Origin of the sequence: Kitasatospora sp. NPDC059973 (genome assembly GCF_042737525.1) — a bacterium.
Taxonomy (GTDB): Bacteria; Actinomycetota; Actinomycetes; order Streptomycetales; family Streptomycetaceae; genus Kitasatospora.
In genome coordinates, this window is record NZ_JBHWUI010000014.1 from 39,160 (window position 1) to 58,350 (window position 19,191).

General features: G+C 72.9%; 15 protein-coding genes and 2 pseudogenes. 9 read left to right on the forward strand and 8 right to left on the reverse strand.

The genetic code is table 11. From position 1 onward, the window contains the following. Positions 1 to 26: 26 nt before the first annotated feature. Complete coding sequence (locus tag ACFWA9_RS06510; protein ID WP_380383715.1) at positions 27 to 446, forward strand: MerR family transcriptional regulator; 420 nt, start codon at positions 27 to 29, stop codon at positions 444 to 446. Positions 447 to 512: 66 nt separating this feature from the next. On the opposite strand, the pseudogene ACFWA9_RS06515 reads toward ACFWA9_RS06510, so the two are convergent. Continuing rightward, positions 513 to 768 (reverse strand): annotated as a pseudogene (locus tag ACFWA9_RS06515) (hypothetical protein); the annotation flags it as partial. Positions 769 to 999: 231 nt separating this feature from the next. Between ACFWA9_RS06515 and ACFWA9_RS06520 the strand changes: the two are divergent. Next, positions 1,000 to 1,332, forward strand: a pseudogene (locus ACFWA9_RS06520) (transposase); the annotation flags it as partial. Positions 1,333 to 1,402: 70 nt separating this feature from the next. On the opposite strand, the gene ACFWA9_RS06525 reads toward ACFWA9_RS06520, so the two are convergent. Beyond that, complete coding sequence (locus ACFWA9_RS06525; protein WP_380383718.1) at positions 1,403 to 1,834, reverse strand: VOC family protein; 432 nt, start codon at positions 1,832 to 1,834, stop codon at positions 1,403 to 1,405. A gap of 69 nt (positions 1,835 to 1,903) precedes the next feature. Between ACFWA9_RS06525 and ACFWA9_RS06530 the strand changes: the two genes are divergently transcribed. Beyond that, positions 1,904 to 2,656 carry a class I SAM-dependent methyltransferase gene (locus ACFWA9_RS06530; RefSeq protein WP_380383721.1) on the forward strand — a complete coding sequence of 251 codons (753 nt, stop codon included), beginning with the start codon at positions 1,904 to 1,906 and terminating at the stop codon, positions 2,654 to 2,656. A gap of 188 nt (positions 2,657 to 2,844) precedes the next feature. On the opposite strand, the gene ACFWA9_RS06535 is transcribed toward ACFWA9_RS06530, so the two are convergent. Then, a complete protein-coding gene (locus ACFWA9_RS06535) occupies positions 2,845 to 3,357 on the reverse strand; it encodes an isochorismatase family protein (protein WP_352292018.1) in 513 nt (170 codons plus the stop codon). 653 nt (positions 3,358 to 4,010) lie between these two features. Here ACFWA9_RS06535 and ACFWA9_RS06540 point away from each other — a divergent pair. Next, a complete protein-coding gene (locus ACFWA9_RS06540) occupies positions 4,011 to 5,849 on the forward strand; it encodes a cellulase family glycosylhydrolase (RefSeq protein ID WP_380383724.1) in 1,839 nt (612 codons plus the stop codon). Positions 5,850 to 6,299: 450 nt separating this feature from the next. Then, positions 6,300 to 8,336 carry a glycoside hydrolase family 6 protein gene (locus ACFWA9_RS06545; protein WP_380383727.1) on the forward strand — a complete coding sequence of 679 codons (2,037 nt, stop codon included), beginning with the start codon at positions 6,300 to 6,302 and terminating at the stop codon, positions 8,334 to 8,336. Positions 8,337 to 8,500: 164 nt separating this feature from the next. On the opposite strand, the gene ACFWA9_RS06550 is transcribed toward ACFWA9_RS06545, so the two are convergent. Beyond that, positions 8,501 to 9,562 (reverse strand): LacI family DNA-binding transcriptional regulator, encoded by a 1,062-nt coding sequence (locus tag ACFWA9_RS06550; protein WP_359804485.1) that lies wholly within the window; start codon positions 9,560 to 9,562, stop codon positions 8,501 to 8,503. Positions 9,563 to 10,124: 562 nt separating this feature from the next. Between ACFWA9_RS06550 and ACFWA9_RS06555 the strand changes: the two genes are divergently transcribed. From ACFWA9_RS06555 to ACFWA9_RS06570, 4 genes are all read left to right on the forward strand, one after another. After that, positions 10,125 to 11,453 (forward strand): ABC transporter substrate-binding protein, encoded by a 1,329-nt coding sequence (locus ACFWA9_RS06555; protein ID WP_380383730.1) that lies wholly within the window; start codon positions 10,125 to 10,127, stop codon positions 11,451 to 11,453. 83 nt (positions 11,454 to 11,536) lie between these two features. Further along, entirely contained in the window at positions 11,537 to 12,541 is a 1,005-nt protein-coding gene (locus ACFWA9_RS06560; protein WP_380383733.1) for a carbohydrate ABC transporter permease, read from the forward strand. 1 nt (position 12,542) lies between these two features. Further along, the gene (locus ACFWA9_RS06565; protein WP_380383735.1) at positions 12,543 to 13,487 is read left to right on the forward strand and encodes a carbohydrate ABC transporter permease; all 945 of its coding nucleotides are present in this window, start codon (positions 12,543 to 12,545) and stop codon (positions 13,485 to 13,487) included. An 86-nt stretch (positions 13,488 to 13,573) separates the two neighbouring features. Further along, complete coding sequence (locus tag ACFWA9_RS06570; protein ID WP_380383738.1) at positions 13,574 to 15,079, forward strand: GH1 family beta-glucosidase; 1,506 nt, start codon at positions 13,574 to 13,576, stop codon at positions 15,077 to 15,079. A gap of 24 nt (positions 15,080 to 15,103) precedes the next feature. Here the strand turns inward: ACFWA9_RS06570 and ACFWA9_RS06575 are convergent, their stop codons facing one another. The 4 genes from ACFWA9_RS06575 to ACFWA9_RS06590 all read right to left on the reverse strand — a co-directional run bounded on the left by ACFWA9_RS06575 (position 15,104) and on the right by ACFWA9_RS06590 (position 19,169). Continuing rightward, on the reverse strand, positions 15,104 to 16,501 hold the full coding sequence (locus ACFWA9_RS06575) for a pyridoxal-phosphate dependent enzyme (RefSeq protein WP_380383740.1): 1,398 nt from the start codon (positions 16,499 to 16,501) through the stop codon (positions 15,104 to 15,106). A 184-nt stretch (positions 16,502 to 16,685) separates the two neighbouring features. Next, positions 16,686 to 16,922 carry a hypothetical protein gene (locus ACFWA9_RS06580; protein ID WP_380383743.1) on the reverse strand — a complete coding sequence of 79 codons (237 nt, stop codon included), beginning with the start codon at positions 16,920 to 16,922 and terminating at the stop codon, positions 16,686 to 16,688. Positions 16,923 to 17,121: 199 nt separating this feature from the next. Further along, on the reverse strand, positions 17,122 to 18,384 hold the full coding sequence (locus ACFWA9_RS06585; RefSeq protein ID WP_329485941.1) for a sugar ABC transporter permease: 1,263 nt from the start codon (positions 18,382 to 18,384) through the stop codon (positions 17,122 to 17,124). Then, a complete protein-coding gene (locus ACFWA9_RS06590; protein ID WP_329485943.1) occupies positions 18,381 to 19,169 on the reverse strand; it encodes an ATP-binding cassette domain-containing protein in 789 nt (262 codons plus the stop codon). Before ACFWA9_RS06590 ends, ACFWA9_RS06585 begins: the two co-directional genes overlap by 4 nt. Positions 19,170 to 19,191: the final 22 nt, after the last annotated feature.

Consider the following 19,191-nt stretch of genomic DNA (forward strand, 5'->3'; position numbering starts at 1 on the left):
GCGCTAGGTCAAGGTACGGTGCAGCGATGAGTGAAGACGCGGGTGGCCTGCCCATCGGAAGAGTCGCCGAGCTGACCGGAATGAGCGTGCACGCGCTGCGGTTCTTCGAGCGCGAGGGCCTGTTCCTGCGCGAGATCCCGCGCACCGGCGGAGGGCAGCGGATCTACGAACAAGCGGACGTGGACTGGCTCGTACTGTGCCGTCGGCTCCGCGACTCGGACATGCCCATCGCCACGATCAAGAGGTTCGCGGAACTGGTCCGGTCGGGCCCCGGCAACGAGCCGGACCGCCTCGCCCTGCTGCGCGAACACGAGCGCGCCGTACGCGCCAGGATCGACGCCCTGATCGCGAGCCTCGACGTCATCCACGGCAAGGTCGTGACGTACGAGCAGCACCTTCGCGGCGGGACAGCCGTCGGGCTCTGGTCGCCGACACCGTCTCGGTAGACTTTCCCGCTGTTCAGGGAGCGAGGCGCACTTCTATCGCAAAGGCGCCTTTCGCGGAATCCCGGATCACGCCAGGGTGACGTGCATGCCGCCCTCCGCCAGGACGTCGAGGGCCTCGGCGAACGGGTTGTACGGCTATGCCACCCGTCGTCAGGGCGCGGGATAGCGGATTGATACTCGCGCGCGGTCGCGGCGTCTCGCCTGAGCAGGGTTGCGGGGGCTGCGGAGCCGAAGGTGCCACGCAGGCAGTCGTCAAGGTGTCCAGGCAGCCACCGAAGTAGCCGCCCGGCCCGTTCACCGCCCCAGCGCCAAGTAGGAGCCTCCACCCCACTGGCCCGGACCTGTGACCCAGCCTCCGCACAGGACCTGACCTTGCGTCAACCCCCGAAGGACTTCTGCCGCAGACCACTATGAGTCGTCCGTAAGTGGTCTTTCCCTTGGGATGACCTTGGCCGTGGCTGGTGTTATCACGGCGTCCGAGCCGTCCTGGACTGCCCCGTTCGCCGGACTGAGCCCGCATGCCTTCGGCGAGTTGGTGAGGCAGCTGCGCCGCGTCGGTCGGCCCCTGCCCGGCAACCGCAACGAGTGCAGGGCATGGGAGGAATTCGGGGTCAAGGCCGCCGTCGGCCGGACAACCACGATCGCCGACGGCGGCTACCCCGGAACCGGCCTCGTCATCCCGCACCGCCGGCCCCGAGGCAGCGAACTGACCGACTGGCGGGCCGAACACGACCACGGTCACAAACGGGTCCGCGCCCGCGTCGAGCACGCCTTCGCCCGGATGAAGACCTGGACGATCCTGCGCGACCGCCGCCTGAGAGGCGACGGTGTGCACCACGCGATGCACGGCGTTGCCCGCCTGCACAACCTCGCGCCCACGGGATGACTCCCGCCGCATGCGCGACCGTAAAGGTTCCCGGGAGAGGGCTCCCCACCTCGCAGTCTCGGAGCAGAAATCAGGTGAGGCAGAACTCGTTGCCCTCGATGTCCTGCATCGTGATGCACGACTCGTTGACGCCATCGGCGCGCTGCGTCAGCACGTGCTTCGCGCCGAGCGCCATCAGCCGTGCGCATTCGGCCTCGAGTGTGGCCAGGCGCTCGTCGCCCACGAGCCCGGTGCCGGCCCGCACATCGAGATGCACCCGGTTCTTGACGACCTTGCCTTCGGGGACTCGCTGGAAGAGCAGGCGCGGAGCACCACCCGCGGGATCAGTGCACGCGAAGTAGATCGCGTCCTCGGGCGGCAGTGAGCGGAAGCACTCCTCCCACGTGGCGAAGCCTTCCGGGACCGCCGGCATGACGTACCCCAGCACCTCGCACCAGAAGGCGGCGAGACGCACAGGCTCCGCGCAGTCGAAGGCCACTTGGAACTGCTTGATCGTTGACATGGGCGCACAGTAACAGGAGCTCCGCTTATCTCCGCAGGTCAGGGGATCCACAGGTGGTCAGGCGGCGGGGTGGACGGCAGCGCCGGGGGTGCGGGCTACGGCACGGTAGGCGGCGGGTACGCCACCTACCGGCGGCCGGATGCCGAGGATCGAGCAGGCGATCTCCGCCACCCTGGGTGGGGCGCGCCGTGGTCAATGTCGGGTCCGGCGCGGGTTTCGTACGAGTCGGCGACGCTGGAGGTGACGGCGGTCGGGCCGTCGGCGTCGATGCGTGCCCAGCGCCCCACGCACCTGTCGGCCGCCGTCGATGCCGTCGATGCCGTGGCCGAGAAGCTGCCGTTCGGCGACGACGCTTTCGACGCGGCGATGACCGCCTTCAGCGTGCACCAGTGGAGCGACCTCACGACGGGCCTGCGCGAGGTGCGGCGGGTTGCGCGTGGCCCCCTCGTCGTGTTGACCTGCGACCCCGCTCTCGTCCGGGACCTCTGGCTGTACGAGTACGCGCCGGAGGTGCTGGACACCGAGGCGCGCCGCTACCCGGCGATCGCGGATCTGACCGAGGCTCTCGGCGGACCCGCGTCGGTGCCCGGGTGCCGATACCCGTCGACTGCACCGACGGCTGCAACGAGGCGACCTACGCGCGCCCCGAGATGCTGCTCGACCCCGGTGCTCGACAGGCGTGCTCGGCGTGGAGCCTCCTCGACGAGCAGTCGCGCGAACGGTTCGCCGCGGATCTGCGGGCCGACCTGGACAGCGGAGCAAGGGACACCCGGTTCGGCGCTCCGCGGCAACAGCCCTTCCACGAAGGCTCGCTGGTCGTGATCCGGTCCGGTCCGGTCCGGCCTGATACCGGCGGCGCAGCACTGAGACGCGCCGCGGCCACTCCCCGCCACGGATCCGGGTACAGCACAAAGCTCGGCACGGGCAGTGGCGGGCCCCTCCCGCGGTACGCCGAACGGTGGGAGGCCGCCCGCCACGCGACCGGACCCCGCCCGGGGCTCACCCGGCGGTCACGAGAGACGGACGGCTTCCCGCGCCACCACCTCGCCGAAGCGGGGCAGGTCGAGGTCGACCGCCGACCGGTGCTCCGCCTCCGTCAGGGCCGCCATCGCATCCTCGACGAACACCAGCTCGTAGCCGTGGTCGGCGGCTGCCCGAGCGGTCGACTCCACGCCCAGGTTGGTCGCGATGCCGGCGAACACCAGCGTGTCCACGCCGCGCCCCTGGAGCAGGTCGTGCAGCCCGGTGTCCTGGAACCCGCCGATGGTGCGCTTCACCAATACGGCATCGGCCGTCGCCGCCACCTCCGCGACCAGCCCACTGCCGGGCGGCTGCTCGGCGACGTTCGGGCGCTCGACGCGCAGGGCGACGACGGGGGCACCCGCTGCCCGGAAGGCCGCCGCCAGTTCCAGCGACGCCCTGAGCACCTCGGTCCCCGCGTGCGGTGCCAGCGGCAGGGCGACGATCCGGTCCATCAGGTCGACCAGGACGAGCGCCGTCCGGCCGCGGTCAAGGGTTCGCATGGCGGATCACGGTAGCGGATCACCGTGGCCGGATGCCTGCTCCTGGGCGGTCGCGCTCCGGAATCCTCGATCAGCACCCACCGCCCGTACTCGACGTCTGCGTCGTGGTCGGTCATCCGCAGGATGTCGGCGGCCTCGCTCAACAGCGGCAGGCCGCGCGACGCCACGACACGAGCCCTGACGAGCGACGGCCGAACAAGGCCGGACAAGATGCCTTCCGACCAGGCAACCGGGCAACTGATCGGACCGTCGCAACGCCGTCCGGCCGCGCCGTCGGACGGCATCCGCCAGGCCGCCGACAAGAGTTGAACGCCAACGCCGTCCTTGACGCCCTCGACGGGTTGTCGATTTCATGGTGTGAACGTCGCCCGGTCCCGAGCATCGACGGCGATGTGGGTGCCTCATGCCCCAGGGGGGTGATGTCCCCACCTCCGTCCGCGACGCACCACCCAGCGACGACACCGCACCGGCCGCCCCACCCCGAGAACACCGGAGCTTCCCCGTACCTGAAGGTGGGAGCGCTCCCGCACTCCTCATCCCGCCCCACCCCGCCCCGCAGGAACCACCCACAGGAACCCGCTCCGCCCCGGCCGGTGCCCACCGGCGGAGGCCCGCCCGGACCGCCGCCGCACTCCTCGGAGAGGAAGACCGACGTGTCCCACCCCCTACGCCGCCTGCGCAGGATCGTGACAGCGCTCGCTCTCACGGCGGCCGTGCTCCTGTCGGCCCCACCCGCGCACGCCGCCCCCACCACCCCGACCAGCGCCCCCGCCCCCGCAGCGACGGGAGCGACGGGAGCACCCGGCGCCACCGCCCCGGGCTCCGGCTACTGGCACACCAGCGGGCGCCAACTGCTCGACGAGGCCGGCCGACCCGTCCGGATCGCCGGAGTCAACTGGTTCGGCTTCGAAACAGCCGACCACGTTCCGCACGGCCTCTGGGCCCGCGACTACGGCAGCATGATCGACCAGATGCGCGCCCTCGGCTTCAACACCATCCGCCTGCCCTACAGCGACGACCTCTTCCGGGGCTCCGTACCGACCGGCGTCAACCACTCCGGCGGCATGAACGCCGACCTCGAGGGCCTGACCTCGCTCCAGGTGATGGACCGGATCGTCGACCGGGCCGGATCCGCCGGGCTCAAGGTGATCCTCGACCGCCACCGCCCGGACGCCGGTGGGCAGTCGGCGCTCTGGTACACGAGCGCCGTCCCGGAGAGCACCTGGCTCGCCGACCTCCGGGCGATCGCCGCGCGCTACGCCGGCAACCCCACCGTCATCGGCATCGACCTGCACAACGAGCCGCACGATCCGGCCTGTTGGGGCTGCGGCGACCCGGCGCTCGACTGGCGCCTGGCGGCCGAGCGCGGCGGCGAGGCCGTCCTGGGGGCCAACTCCTCGCTGCTCGTCCTCGTCGAGGGCGTGCAGAGCTTCCAGGGCAGTTCGACCTGGTGGGGCGGGAACCTCCGCGGTGCGGCGGCGTACCCGGTCCGGCTGGGCGTGCCGAACCGCCTCGTCTACTCCGCGCACGAGTACGCCACGAGCGTGGCGCGCCAACCGTGGTTCGACGACCCGGCGTTCCCCGCCAACCTGCCCGCGGTGTGGGACTCCAACTGGGGCTACCTGTTCCGACAGAACATCGCGCCGGTGTGGGTCGGCGAGTTCGGCTCCACTCTGCAAGCAGCCGCCGACCGGACCTGGCTGACCGCGCTCACCCAGTACCTGCGGCCCACCGCGCAGGCGGGCGCGGACGCCTTCTCCTGGACGTTCTGGTCCTGGAACCCGAACTCGGGCGACACCGGCGGGATCCTCAAGGACGACTGGACCACCGTGGACACGGTGAAGGACGGCTACCTCACGGCCGTCAAGGCCCCGGGGTTCGCCGCCGGCGGCGGTGTCGGCGACACGCGGTCGCCGACGGCCCCCACCGGTCTCACGGCGACCGCTGTCACCGCCACCTCCGCCACCCTCGGCTGGGCCGCCTCCCAGGACGACACGGGCGTCACCGGCTACGACGTCCACCGGGGCGCCACGCTGGTGGGCACAGTCACGGGCACCACGTACACGGACACCGGCCTCGCCCCGGCGACCGCCTACACCTACACCGTCACCGCCCGGGACGCCGCCGGGAACGTCTCGGCCGCCTCCGGGGCGACGACCGTGACCACCGCGGGGCCTGCCGGCACCACCGGCTGCACGGCCAGTTGGCACACGGACAGCCAGTGGGACACCGGGTTCACCGCGACCGTGACGGTCACCAACACCGGGAGCCGGGCCGGTAGCACCTGGACGGCCGCCTGGGACCGGCCCGCCGGGTGGCAGCCGACCGGTACCTGGAACGCCGCCGTCACCCAGTCGGCGAGCACGGTCACCGCGACCGGCCTGGCGTACAACAGCGCCTTGGCGCCCGGCGCTTCGACGACCTTCGGCCTTCAGGGCAGCGGCCGGCTCGGCGCCTCCCCGCCGGTGCCGACGTGCACCGTCACGCCCTGACGGCAGCAGGGCCTCCGCCCACCCGGCACCACCAGCCACCGGGCACCGGGCACCGGGCACCGGGCACCGGGCACCGGGCACCGGGCACCGGGCACCAGCCACCGGGCACCAGCCACCAGACACCAGGCCGTACCGCAGACAGCCCACCCAGACCCACCCGACGCTCGCCGAGGCCCACCACGGACTCACTACGGGAGCGCTCCCACGCATTTGCGTCGAACGCCTTGACGCCTCCAACCGTTCATGGGTTGATAGCGGGGAGCCGGAGTCTGACTCCATCTCACGCGCACAGCAGCCGAATTGATGGTCTTCCCGCAATTCGGCAACTATCCCGGCCCACCCGCCGGAGACCTGCACCGGGATCGCTCTCACCTCTGATGGGAGCGATCCCACTCCGGCGCCCCGGACCGGCGCCCTTACCCCTGGGTCCCCCACCCGAAAGGACTCCCCATGCCTTCCGGCCACCACAACGGCGGACGCACCCGCCGCAGGCCCGTGCTCCACCGGCTGCGCACCCTCGCCGCCGTCGCGGCGCTCGGCGCCACCAGCCTCCTGCCCGTCGCCACCGCCTCCGCCACCCCCGCCTCAGCCGCTGCGGCGGAGGCCTCAACGTCGGCCGCCCGGGTCGACAACCCCTATGCCGGCGCGGGCGTCTACGTGAACCCCGAGTGGGCCGCGAACGCCGCCGCCGAACCCGGCGGCAGCGCCGTCGCGGGCCAGCCGACCGCCGTCTGGCTCGACCGCATCGCCGCCATCAACGGCACCGCCGGCCACCTGGGCCTGCGCGGACACCTCGACAACGCCGTCCGGCAGGCGGCGGGCAAGCCCTTCGTCGTCCAGCTCGTCATCTACGACCTCCCCGGCCGCGACTGCTCCGCCCTCGCCTCCAACGGCGAACTCGGCCCGACCGAGATCGGCCGCTACCGGACCGAGTTCATCGACCCGATCGCCGCCGTGCTGGCCGATCCCGCCTACGCCGGGCTTCGGATCGTCACCACGGTCGAGATCGACTCGCTGCCGAACCTGGTCACCAACGCGGGCGGCACCGCCACCGCCACCCCGCAGTGCGACACCATGAAGGCCAACGGCAACTACGTGAACGGCGTCGGCTACGCACTGGCCAAGCTGGGCGCCGTCCCGAACGTCTACAACTACGTCGATGCCGGCCACCACGGCTGGCTCGGCTGGGACTCCAACCTCGGCCCGGCCGTCGACGTCCTCCGCCAGGCCGCGACGGCCGCCGGCTCCACCACCGCCAACGTGCACGGCTTCATCGTCAACACCGCCAACTACTCGGCCCTGAAGGAGCCCTACTACACGATCGACGACTCGGTGAACGGCACCTCGGTGCGCCAGAGCGCCTGGGTGGACTGGAACCGCTACGTCGACGAGCTCTCCTACGCCCAGGCCTTCCGGCAGAAGGCCGTCAGCGCCGGCTTCGACCCGGCCATCGGCATGCTGATCGACACCTCGCGCAACGGCTGGGGTGGGGCGGCCCGCCCGACCGGGCCGGGCGCCCGAACCAGCGTGGACAGCTACGTGGACGGCGGCCGGACCGACCGGCGGTTCCAGACCGGCAACTGGTGCAACCAGTCCGGGGCCGGCCTCGGCGAGCGTCCGCGGACCGCACCCGAGCCGGGCATCGACGCCTACGTGTGGGTGAAGCCCCCGGGTGAGTCGGACGGCGCCAGCCAGTACGTCCCCAACGACGAGGGGAAGGGCTTCGACCGGATGTGCGACCCGACGTACACGGGCAACGCACGCAACAACTTCCACCTCTCCGGCGCCCTGCCGGGCGCGCCGCTGGCCGGGGCCTGGTTCTCCGCCCAGTTCCAGGAGTTGCTGAAGAACGCCTACCCCCCGGTGACCGGCGGCGGCACCGGCGACACCACGCCGCCGAGCACCCCGGCCGGGCTCCGCTCCACCGCCACCACGGCCGCCACCGTCTCGCTGGCCTGGACGGCCTCGACCGACAACGTCGGGGTCACGGGGTACGACGTCTACCGCAACGGCACGGCGGTCGGGTCCACCACGGGCGCCGGCGGCACCACCTACACCGACGGCGGGCTGACCGCCTCGACCGCCTACCGCTACACCGTGGTCGCACGTGACGCGGCGGGCAACGCCTCGACGGCCTCGGCGGCCCTCACCGTCACCACCGCCGCGGGCAGCGGCGGCGGGAGCTCCGGCTGCACCGCGACCTACCGGGTCGGCAGCGACTGGGGCAGCGGCTTCAACGCCGACGTCACCGTCACCAACACCGGTACGGCCGCCGCCACGCACTGGAAGGTGACCTGGACCTGGGGCGGTACCCAGCAGGTGAGCAACCTCTGGAACGGCGTCCTCGCGCAGTCCGGCCCGAGCGTGACCGTCACCAACGCCCCGTACAACGGCGCGCTGGCGGCGGGCGCGAGCACCGCCTTCGGGTTCGGCGCCGGTTACTCCGGCGGCAACACCGCGCCCACGCTGAGCTGCACGACGAGCTGACGCCCGACCGGCCCGGTGTCGGCTCCGCCACGACGGCGGGGCCGGCACCGGTGCTGTCCCCAGCGTTCCGGCCGGTCAGCGGTTCCCGCCACACAGGGGGCTCCCGCCGCACAGGAGGCTCCCGCCAAGCCGGTACTCCCGCCAGGGACGCGGGCAGGCCCCCGTCAGGCGGAGTCGCGGACCACCAGCTCGGTCGCCAGCACCACCTGCCGGCTGCCCCGGTGCCGCCCGGCGATCTCCTCCAGGAGCAGCCGGGCCATGGTCCGCCCCATCTCCTCGATCGGCTGGCGGACGCTGGTCATCGCCGGTTCGGTGTGCCGGGCCACGATCGAGTCGTCGAACCCGATCACCGCGACCTGGTCCGGAATCCGCCGGCCGGCCGCCCGGAGCACCTGCATGGCCCCGGCCGCCATCACGTCCGAGGCGCAGAACACCGCGTCGAGGTCGGGCCGCCGCTCCAGCAGCGCCCGCATCGCCTGCCGCCCGCCCTCCTCGGTGAAGTCGGCCAGACCGACGAGGTCCTCCTCGTACGTCTGCCCGGCCTCCTCCAGGGCCCGGCGGTAGCCGTCCAGGCGGGCCAGCGCCACCTCCATGTCCAGCGGGCCGGTGATGGTGGCCACCCGGCCGCAGCCGCGCCGCAGCAGGTGCCGGACGGCCATCCGCGCACCGCCGGCGTTGTCGGCGTGGACATAGCTGAGGACCTCGTGGTCGTTGCGCCGGCCGGCCAGCACCGACGGGATCTCCAGGCTCTCCAGCAGGCCGGGCAGCGGGTCGTCCCGGTGCACCGCGACGAGCAGCACGCCGTCCACCCGCTGGGCCGACAGGTACGCGGCCAGCCGGTCGCGCTCGCGCTGGTTGCGGACCAGGATCAGCAGCAACTGCATGTCGGTCTCGCTGAGTTCGGCCGCGACGCCGCTGATGATGTCGGAGAAGTAGGGCTCGGAGAAGAGCCTGGTCTCCGCCTCCGGAACGACCAGGGCGACGGCGTCCGTCCGGGAGGTGACCAGGGCCCGCGCCGCCCGGTTCGGCACGTAGCCGAGTTCGGCGATCGCGGCCTGGACCGCCTCCCGGGCCTTGTCGCTCACCCGGGGCGAGCCGTTGACCACCCGGGAGACCGTGCCGCGGCCCACGCCGGCGAGGGCGGCCACCTCCTCCAGGGTCGGCCGTGCCGAGCCCCGTGACCCACTGCCCGACGCGCCGGCCGTCCCACTCGCCGCCTGTGCCATCGTCCACCTCTCCAAGACCTCGCCACGGGGGCCGCCGCGCCGGGCGGGCGCCCCGGAGACCATCCTCCTCCACCGGGACGCGGCGCGGGCGCGAGGGGGCGGGTGCCGGCCCGGTGGGCCGCCCGCCGCAGGACACGTTCCCGCAACGGATGGCGCGATCCGCCTTGACACCCGACCCGATCACCCAGCAACCTTCCCCTAGTGCTTGGGAGCGCTCCCACGACGGTGCGCCCACCCTAGCGGCCCGCCGCCACCGGGGCCAGCCTCCGACGCCCGACCGGAGCCGGAGGCGCTGTCCGACACTCGATCAACAAGCTCGCCAGTGAGCCGGGTCGGCCGTCGGATCACTGACTGATCAACCCCGGCCGGGCACCACGCACGCGTCCGCCGAGTACTGCCGGAACCAGAGCCCGAGCCGGAACCAGAGAGCCCGAGCCGAAGCCCGAGCAAACCCGCACCCGGCCCCCGGGAGCACCGGCCACCCGGCCACCCCGGGAGCACCGGACACCGGCCGCCAGACACCCGCCACACCCACCACGCACAGGCACCGAGGAGAACCCCCATGCGTCCCACCACCCGCGCACGCCGCCGGGCCGTCCCCGTCACCACCGCACTGACCCTCTCGGCCCTCCTGCTCACCGGCTGCGCCGGCGGCTCCGACGCCGATCCCGCCACCGGCGCAGCCGCCGACGGCGGTGGCAAAGTCACGCTCTCCGTCGGCGACTTCGGCACCTTCGGCTACCGCGAGGCCGGCCTGTACGACGAGTACATGGCCGCCCACCCCTCGATCACCATCCGGTACGAGACCGTCCAGGACGGTCAGAAGTACTGGGACGCCCTGGCCACCCACCTGGCCTCCGGCAGCGGCCTCAACGACATCCAGGCCGTCGAGGTCGGCTACATCGCGCAGGCCACCGGCACGCTCGGCGACAAGTTCACCGACCTCTCCAAGGCGGAGGGCGTCCGGGCCGACGCGTGGCTGCCGTGGAAGGCCAAGCAGGCCACCACCGCCAAGGGCGCCCTGATCGGCCTGGGCACCGACATCGGCCCGATGGCCGTCTGCTACCGCAAGGACCTCTTCGAGCAGGCCGGACTGCCGACCGACCGCGAGGCCGTCGGCAAGCTGTGGAGCGGGGACTGGGCGAAGTTCGTCGACGCCGGTAAGCAGTACCAGGCCAAGGCCCCGGCGGGCACCTTCTTCACCGACTCGGCGAGCGGCCTCTTCAACGCGGCCCTCTCCGCGGAGTCCCAGCAGTACTCGGACGCCTCCGGCAAGCTCGTCTACCGGGACAGCCCCGGGGTGAAGAAGGCCTGGACGACCGCCGTGGACGCGTCCCGCGCCGGTATCAGCGCCGGTCTGCGGCAGTTCCAGGACGACTGGAACACCGCCTTCAGCAACGCCCGGTTCGCCACCGTGGTCTGCCCGTCCTGGATGACCGGCATCATCAGCAAGTACTCCGGCGACCCGGGCAAGGGCAAGTGGGACATCGCGCAGGCGCCGGTGGCCTCCAACTGGGGCGGCGCCTTCCTCACGGTGCCCAAGGCCGGCAAGCACCAGAAGGAAGCCGCCGCGCTGGCCGCCTGGCTGACCGCGCCCGAGCAGCAGGCCAAGGTCTTCGCCAAGGTCGGCAACCTGCCGTCGACCACCGCAGCACTGGCTCAACCCGCCGTCCAGAACGCCACCTTGGACTACTTCGGCACCACCCCGACCGGGAAGATCTTCGCCGCCACCGCACAGAACATCGCGCCGGCACCGATCGGTGAGCAGGACGGCACGGTCAAGACCGTCATCACGGACAACGGGATCCTCGACATCGAGCAGCACGGCACCGACCCGGCCAAGGCCTGGACCAACGTCACCAAGCTGATCGACGACAAGGTCAACGGCTGAGCGCCACCCCTCCGGCCGTTCCGGTGCCGGGCCCGTCCGCGGCCCGGACCGGCCCGGCCCGCCACCCCTGGAAGGACTCCCCCGTGGCCACCACCCACCGGCCCGCGACGGACAGCGGCCCGCCCCGGCCCGCGCCCGCAGGGCGCCGCTCCGGCCCCGCCGCGCCGCCCCCCAGCTGGCGCTCGCGCCTGCACCGACTCGACCTCAAGGCCTCGCCCTACGCGTACATCGCGCCCTTCTTCCTCTGCTTCGCGGCCTTCGGCCTGTTCCCCCTGCTGTGGACCGGCTGGCTCTCGCTGCACCGGGTCGACCTGCTCGACCCGGGGGTGATGGAGTGGCGCGGGCTGGGCAACTACACCCGGCTCTGGGGCACGGAGCAGTTCCGCACCGCGCTGCTCAACACCTTCACCATCGGGGTGCTGTCCACCGTGCCGCAGCTGCTGATGGCGCTCGGGCTGGCGCACCTGCTCAACTACCGGCTGCGCGGCCGCGGCTTCCTGCGGGTGGCGGTCCTGGCGCCCTACGCCACCTCGATCGCGGCGGCGACCCTGGTCTTCGTCCAACTGTTCAACCCCGACTACGGCTTGGTCAACTGGCTGCTCTCACTGGTGGGGGTCGGCCGGACGGACTGGTACGCCGACACCTGGCCCGCCCAGATCGCCGTCGCCACCATCGTCACCTGGCGCTGGACGGGCTACAACGCGCTGATCTACCTGGCCGCGATGCAGGCCGTCCCGAAGGACCTCTACGAGGCCGCGAGCCTGGACGGCGCCTCCCGCTGGCAGCAGTTCACCCGGATCACCGTGCCGTCCATCCGGCCCACCATCCTGTTCACGGTGATCGTCTCGACCATCGGGGCCACCCAGCTGTTCGGCGAGCCGCTGCTCTTCGGCGGCGGTGTCGGGGTCAGCGGCGGATCGGCCCACCAGTTCCAGACCTTGAGCCTCTACATGTACGAACTCGGATGGCCGAGCCGTCAGTTGGGCCGTGCGTCGGCCGTCGCCTGGACGATGCTGCTGATCCTGTTGCTGATCGGCGCCGTCCAACTGCTGCTCGCCCGCCGGGGCCGTGCCGGACAGGGGCGCTGAGATGACCACCACCCTCGAACCCACCCCGACGGCGCGGCCGTCCACCGGCGCCGGCCGTGCCCCCGGCCGTCTCGCGGGCGCGCTGCGCGCCGTCCGGCGCCGGCTGCGGCCCGGTGCCGGAGAGCAGGACAAGGCCGGGCCGCTGACCTACGCCGTCCTGGTGGCCGCCGCCGTGCTCTCGCTGTTCCCCCTGTACTGGACCTTCGTCGCCGCCTCCTCCACCGGGGAGCGGGTGGCCCAGGCACCGCCGCCGCTGCTGCCCGGCGGATCGCTGTGGACCAACATCACCACCGCCTGGGAGCAGGCCGACCTCGGCCGGGCGCTGCTCAACTCCACGGTCGTGGCGGGCTGCGTCGCACTGAGCACGGTCGCGTTCTCCACCCTGGCCGGGTTCGCCTTCGCCAAGCTGGCGTTCCGCGGCCGGGGCGCCCTGCTGACCGTCGTCGTCGCCACCATGACCATCCCCCCGCAGCTCAGCGTGATCCCGCTCTACCGGATCATCACCGACCTGGGCTGGGGCAACCAGCTGAAGGCCGTCGTACTCCCCTCCCTGGTGGCCGCCTTCGGGGTGTTCTTCATGCGGCAGTACCTCGCCGAGGCGCTGCCGGTGGAGCTGATCGAGGCGGCCCGGGTGGACGGCGCGCACAGTCTGCGGATCGTCTGGCACGTCGTGCTGCCGGTGGCCCGGCCGGCGATGGCCGTGCTGGGGATGCTGGTCTTCGTGCAGTCCTGGAACGACTTCTTCTGGCCCTTCGTCGTCCTGACCCAGCAGAACCCGACCGTCCAGGTCGCGTTGTCCGCCATCGGCGGCGGCAGCGCCTACGAAGTCAACCAGGCGGTCATCATGACCGGCGCCCTGGTCGGCACGCTGCCGCTGCTGCTGCTCTTCGCCGTCCTGGGACGGCACATCGTCGGGGGCATCACCGCCGGCGCCGTCAAGAGCTGAATCCGCCCCACGCCGCCGTCAAGAGCTGAACCGCCGTCGAGCGCTGACCCCCGCCCCGCCCACCACCTCCCGGGAGCATCCCCGCCATGACCTCCACCGTGCCGCCCGCCCGCACCGATGCCGTCCCCGCGGCCCGCACCTCCGCCCGCACCCCCGCCTCCACCCCGGCCGCCCGCACCGCGGCCGAACCCCCCGCCCGGGCCTTCCCGCCCGGCTTCCGCTGGGGCGCCGCCACCGCCGCCTACCAGATCGAGGGCGCCGCCGCCGAGGGCGGCCGGACGCCGTCGATCTGGGACACCTTCAGCCACACCCCCGGCCGGACCGCCGGCGGGCAGACCGGCGACGTGGCGGTCGACCACTACCACCGGTTCCGCGAGGACGTCCGGCTGATGGCCCGGCTCGGCCTCACCTCCTACCGGTTCTCGCTCTCCTGGCCACGGATCCAGCCCACCGGCCGCGGCCCCGCCCTGGAGAGCGGCCTGGACTTCTACCGGGCCCTGGCCGACGAGCTCGCGGAGCACGGCATCCGGCCGGTCGCCACCCTCTACCACTGGGACCTCCCGCAGCACCTGGAGGACGCCGGCGGCTGGCCGGTGCGCGAGAGCGCCGAGCGCTTCGCCGAGTACGCGGCCCTCACGGCGCAGGCCCTGGGCGACCGGATCGACACCTGGGTGACCCTCAACGAACCCTGGTGCAGCGCCTTCCTCGGCTACGGCTCCGGCGTCCACGCCCCCGGCCGCACCAGCCCGGCCGACGCGCTCCGCGCCGCCCACCACCTCAACCTCGGGCACGGCCTCGCCGTCGGCGCCCTGCGCGCCGCCCTGCCCTCGACCGCCGAGATCGCCGTCTCGCTCAACCTGCACGCCGTCCGCCCGCTCACCGGCCACCCCGACGACCTCGCCGCGGCCCGGCGCATCGACGCGGTGGGCAACCGGATCTTCACCGGTCCGATGTTCGCCGGCGCCTACCCGGACGACCTGCTGGCCGACACCGCCCACCTGGTCGACTGGGCGGACCTGGTGCGCGACGGCGACCTCGCCGAGATCTCCCGGCCCATCGACCTGCTCGGGCTGAACTACTACACGCCGACGGTGGTCTCCGCCGCCCGCGACGGCGAGGCCGCGACGGCCCGCCACGACGGCCACGGCGCGAGCCCGCACTCCCCCTGGCCGGGCGCCGACGACGTCACCTTCCACCGCGCGCCCGGCGAACTCACCGCCATGGGGTGGCCGATCGACCCGACCGGCCTCACCGAGCTGCTGACCTCGCTGCACCGGGAGCACGGGCTGCCGCTCCTCGTCACCGAGAACGGCGCGGCCTTCGAGGACGTGGTCGGCCCCGACGGCAGCGTCGACGACCCCCGGCGGATCGCCTACATCCGCGCCCACCTCGCCGCCGTCCACCACGCCCTCGAAGCCGGCGCCGACGTGCGCGGCTACTACCTCTGGTCGCTGCTCGACAACTTCGAGTGGGCCTACGGCTACGCCAAGCGCTTCGGCGCCGTCCACGTCGACTACGACACGCTCGCCCGCACCCCGAAGGCCAGCGCCCACTGGTACGCGGAGGTGATCCGCCGGGGCGGGATCGACTGAGCGAGGGGCCGGGTGCCCCGGGCCTCAGCCGGCCAGCTCGGCGCGCCGCACCAGCGCGACGGCCCGGCCGTCGACCAGGACGAGTGCGGCGTCCTGGCCGGGCCCGAGCGACTCCCGGGCCTCGGCGAGCGACTGGCCGACGCCGACCGTCGGCAGGGCGGGGCCCAGCAGGGCGGTGACCGGGCCGTCGGGCGCGGCGCGGCCCTCGGTGACCGCTCGCTCGACGGCCGCCGAGGAGAGGGAGCCGAGCACCTCGGTGGCGCTGACCCCGTACGGGCGCTCCGGCCGGGCCAGCACCACCGGCGCGACGCCGCCGGGCACCTCGCGCAGCACGGCCAGGGCTTCGGCCACCGAGGCGTCCGAGGCGACCGTGACCGGCCCGCCGGTCCGACCGTCCAGCACGGACCGGACGGTCGGCCCGGTGTGGTCGGCGCCCCGCGGCTCCTCCAGGAACCCCCACCGGCGCAGCCAGTCGTCGCTGTACAGCTTGGAGAGGTAGGACCGGCCGGAGTCGGGCAGCAGCACCACGACGAGGTCGTCGGGGCCGAGTCCGCGCGCGACCCGGAGCGCGGCGGCCACCGCCGTGCCCGAGGAGGGGCCGGCCAGCAGTCCCTCCTCACGGGCCAGCCGCCGTGCGGTCAGCAGGGACTCGCGGTCAGGGATCCGCTCGACGTGGTCGACGACCTCGCGGTGGTAGGACTCCGGCCAGCGGTCCTCCGCCGTGCCGGGGTGCAGGAAGTGGCCGATGCTGTCGACGAAGTAGGGGCTGCCGTCGCCACCGCCGTAGCGGGAGGACTCCGGGTCCGCGCCGACCACCGTGACGCCGCCGCCGGAGGCCTTCTTGAGGAAGGCGCCGGTGCCGCTGATCGTTCCGCCGGTGCCGACCCCCGCGACGAAGTGGGTCACCCGGCCCCCGGTCTGCTCCCAGAGCTCCGGGCCGGTGGTCCGCACGTGCGCGTCGGGGTTGGCGGGGTTGTCGTACTGGTTGGCCAGCCAGGCGCCGGGGATCTCCTCGGCGAGCCGGCGCACCACGTTGAACAGGTGGTCCGGGTGCTCGGCCGGCAGCGTGGTCGGGGCGAGCACCACCTCGGCGCCGTACGCCCGCAGGATGTCCGACTTCTCGACGGCGGACCGGTCGGCCACGCAGGCGATCACCCGGTAGCCGCGCCGGCGGCCGACGATGGTGAGGCCGATCCCGGTGTTGCCGGAGGTCGCCTCGATGATCGTCCCACCGGGCCGGAGCAGGCCGTCCCGCTCGGCCGCCAGGACCATCGACAGCGCGGCGCGGTCCTTCACGCTCCCGCCGATGCTGAGGAACTCGGCCTTGGCGTAGACGGGGGTCGCGAGGCCGGCGCCGAGCCGGGCCAGCCGGAACAGCGGCGTCCCGCCGATCGCGTCGACCACCGATTCGTGAACCGTCATGCGACTCCTTGCCCCGGTACCCCGCCGCGCGCGGCCGCTGCCGCGAACGCCACGGCCCCGGGCGAACGCCTGCGACCGCTGGGACGAAAGGCTTTCACCGCACGATCGCCCGACGCAAGAGGACCCGGCGCGAGAGGACCCGGCGCGAGGACCGGCGCGCGAGGGTCCGGCCCGGCTGGGCGGGTCACGCCTCCTGGGTGTCGAGCCAGTTCAGCAGCACGGCGCGGTCGGCGACGGTGCCGGTGGGGTTCGCCGGGTCCAGCAGCCAGTGCCGGATCCGCCCGACGGTCTCCGGATCGAGGTCCAGGTACAGGCGCCAGTGCGCCCGGGTGTGGCAGTTCGGGTCGCGCGGCTCGTGACAGTCGTGGCAGTGGGTGAAGAAGGCGTCCACCATGCGGTGCACGATCAGCTCGTCGGACATGAAGGCCGCGTTTCCCTCTCTCGGTGCGTGCGGCCGGCCTCCACGGGCCGGCGCTCCACTTCCAGGGTGCGGGGCGGCCGACCCGGACGGGAGGGACGAACGTCCCGCGCCCCGGCCCGTCCGGCACCCGCCCGGGCCCGGGAACGCCGGAGGCCCGGTACCCGTGGGGGTGGGTACCGGGCCGTTCGAGGGGCGGTGGTCAGCCGCGGCCCGAGGACTTCTGCGTGCGACGGGAGACCGAGTCCAGGACGACGGCGGCCAGCAGCACGGCGCCGGTGATCATGTACTGGATCGCCTGGGCGGCGTGCACCATGTCCAGGCCCGTGGTGATGGACTGGATGACCAGGATGCCGAGCAGCGCCGACCAGGTCTTGCCGCGCCCGCCGAAGAGGCTGGTGCCACCGATGACGGCGGCCGCGATGGCGCTCATCAGCACGTTGCCGCTGCCCAGCGTCTTGTCCGCCGAGCCCTGCTGGGAGGCGATGAACAGGCCGCCGAGACCGGCCAGGCCGGCCGAGATCATGAAGACCGAGATGCGGACCCAGGCGACGTTGATGCCCGCGCGGCGGGCGGCCTCGATGCCACCGCCGACGGCGAAGATCTGCCGGCCGTAGGAGGTGCGGCGCAGCACGAAGTCGGTCAGCACGACGACGCCGAGCAGGATGACCAGCGGCAGCGGCAGGCCGCTGTCCTGGTTGAGGGTGTAGGCGCCGGCCAGGGCGAGCACCGCGAGGGCGCCGGTGCGCAGCGCTATCTCGCCGGTGGTGCGGGCGGGCAGTCCGGCGGTGGTGCGGCGGCGGGCGTCCAGGAGCTGGCCGCCGAGGAACAGCACGATCGCGAGGACGGCCGCCAGCCAGGCGAAGGCGATGTCGCCGTCGCCCAGGAAGTAGGTGTCCAGGTTGGCGACGACGCCGTCGTTGATGTTGTTGACGGTGCCGAGCTTGCCGAGGACGTAGTCCTGCAGACCGCTCCAGGCGAGCATGCCGGCCAGGGTGACGACGAAGGCGGGGACGCCGATCCTGGCGAAGAAGAAGCCGTGCAGGGCGCCCATGGCCACCGCCGCGACGAGGGCGAGCAGGATCGCCAGGCCCTCGTTGAGGCCCTGACGGACCGCCAGGACGGAGGTGATGGCCGAGGTGACGCCCGCGATGGAGCCCAGCGAGAGGTCGATCTCGCCGAGCAGCAGGACGAAGACGACACCGACGGCGATCAGGCCGGGACCGGCGATCCACTTGGTGATGTTGGTCAGGTTGTCGGCCTGGAGGAAGTGGCCGGTGACGCTCTGGAAGATGACCGCGATCAGGACCAGGCCGATGACGACGGGCAGCGAGCCGAGGTCCCCGCTCTTGATCTTGCGGCGGAACTCCTCCACGTAGCCCGCGACGCCGCCCTGGCGGACCAGCAGACGCGGGTCGGCCACCGGTGCCGGGGCGTTGGTGGGGGTGGTCTGGCTGGTGCTCACTTCGCTTCCTCCGCGATACGTGCCTGACGCCGGGTGACGGCGTTGTCGGTGGCGCCGGTGATGGCGGAGATGATCTCCTCGGGCGAGGTGCCGGCGACCGGGAAGACCCCGTTGTTGCGGCCCAGGCGCAGGACGGCGACGGTGTCGGCGACCGCCCGTACGTCCGCCATGTTGTGGCTGATCAGGATCACGCCGAGGCCGCGCTGGCGCAGCCGCTCGACCAGGTCGAGGACCTGCGCGGTCTGCTCGACGCCGAGCGCCGCGGTCGGCTCGTCGAGGATCACGATCCTGGGGTCGCCGACGAGGGCGCGGGCGATCGCCACGACCTGGCGCTGGCCGCCGGAGAGCGCGGCGATCGGGATCCGCACGCTGGGGATCCGGATCGAGAGGGTGTCCAGCAGTTCCTTGGCGCGCCGCTCCATGGCGACCTCGTCCAGCGTGCCGAAGCGGCGCAGCTCGCGGCCCAGGAAGAGGTTGGCGACGACGTCGAGGTTGTCGCAGAGCGCGAGGTCCTGGTACACGGTGGCGATGCCGAGTGCCTGGGCCTCCTGGGGGCGGGTGACCCGGACCGGGCGCCCGTCCCAGGTGATCTCACCCTCGTCGATCGGGTGAACTCCTGCGATCGTCTTGACCAGGGTGGACTTGCCGGCGCCGTTGTCGCCGACCAGCGCGACGACTTCGCCGGCGTGGACGTCGAGGTCGACATCGGTGAGTGCCTGGACAGCGCCGAAGCGCTTGGAGACCGCGCGCAGCGCCAGTACGGGTGCGCCTGTCACGTGAACCATCTCCTGCGGGGTAGTGCGTGGG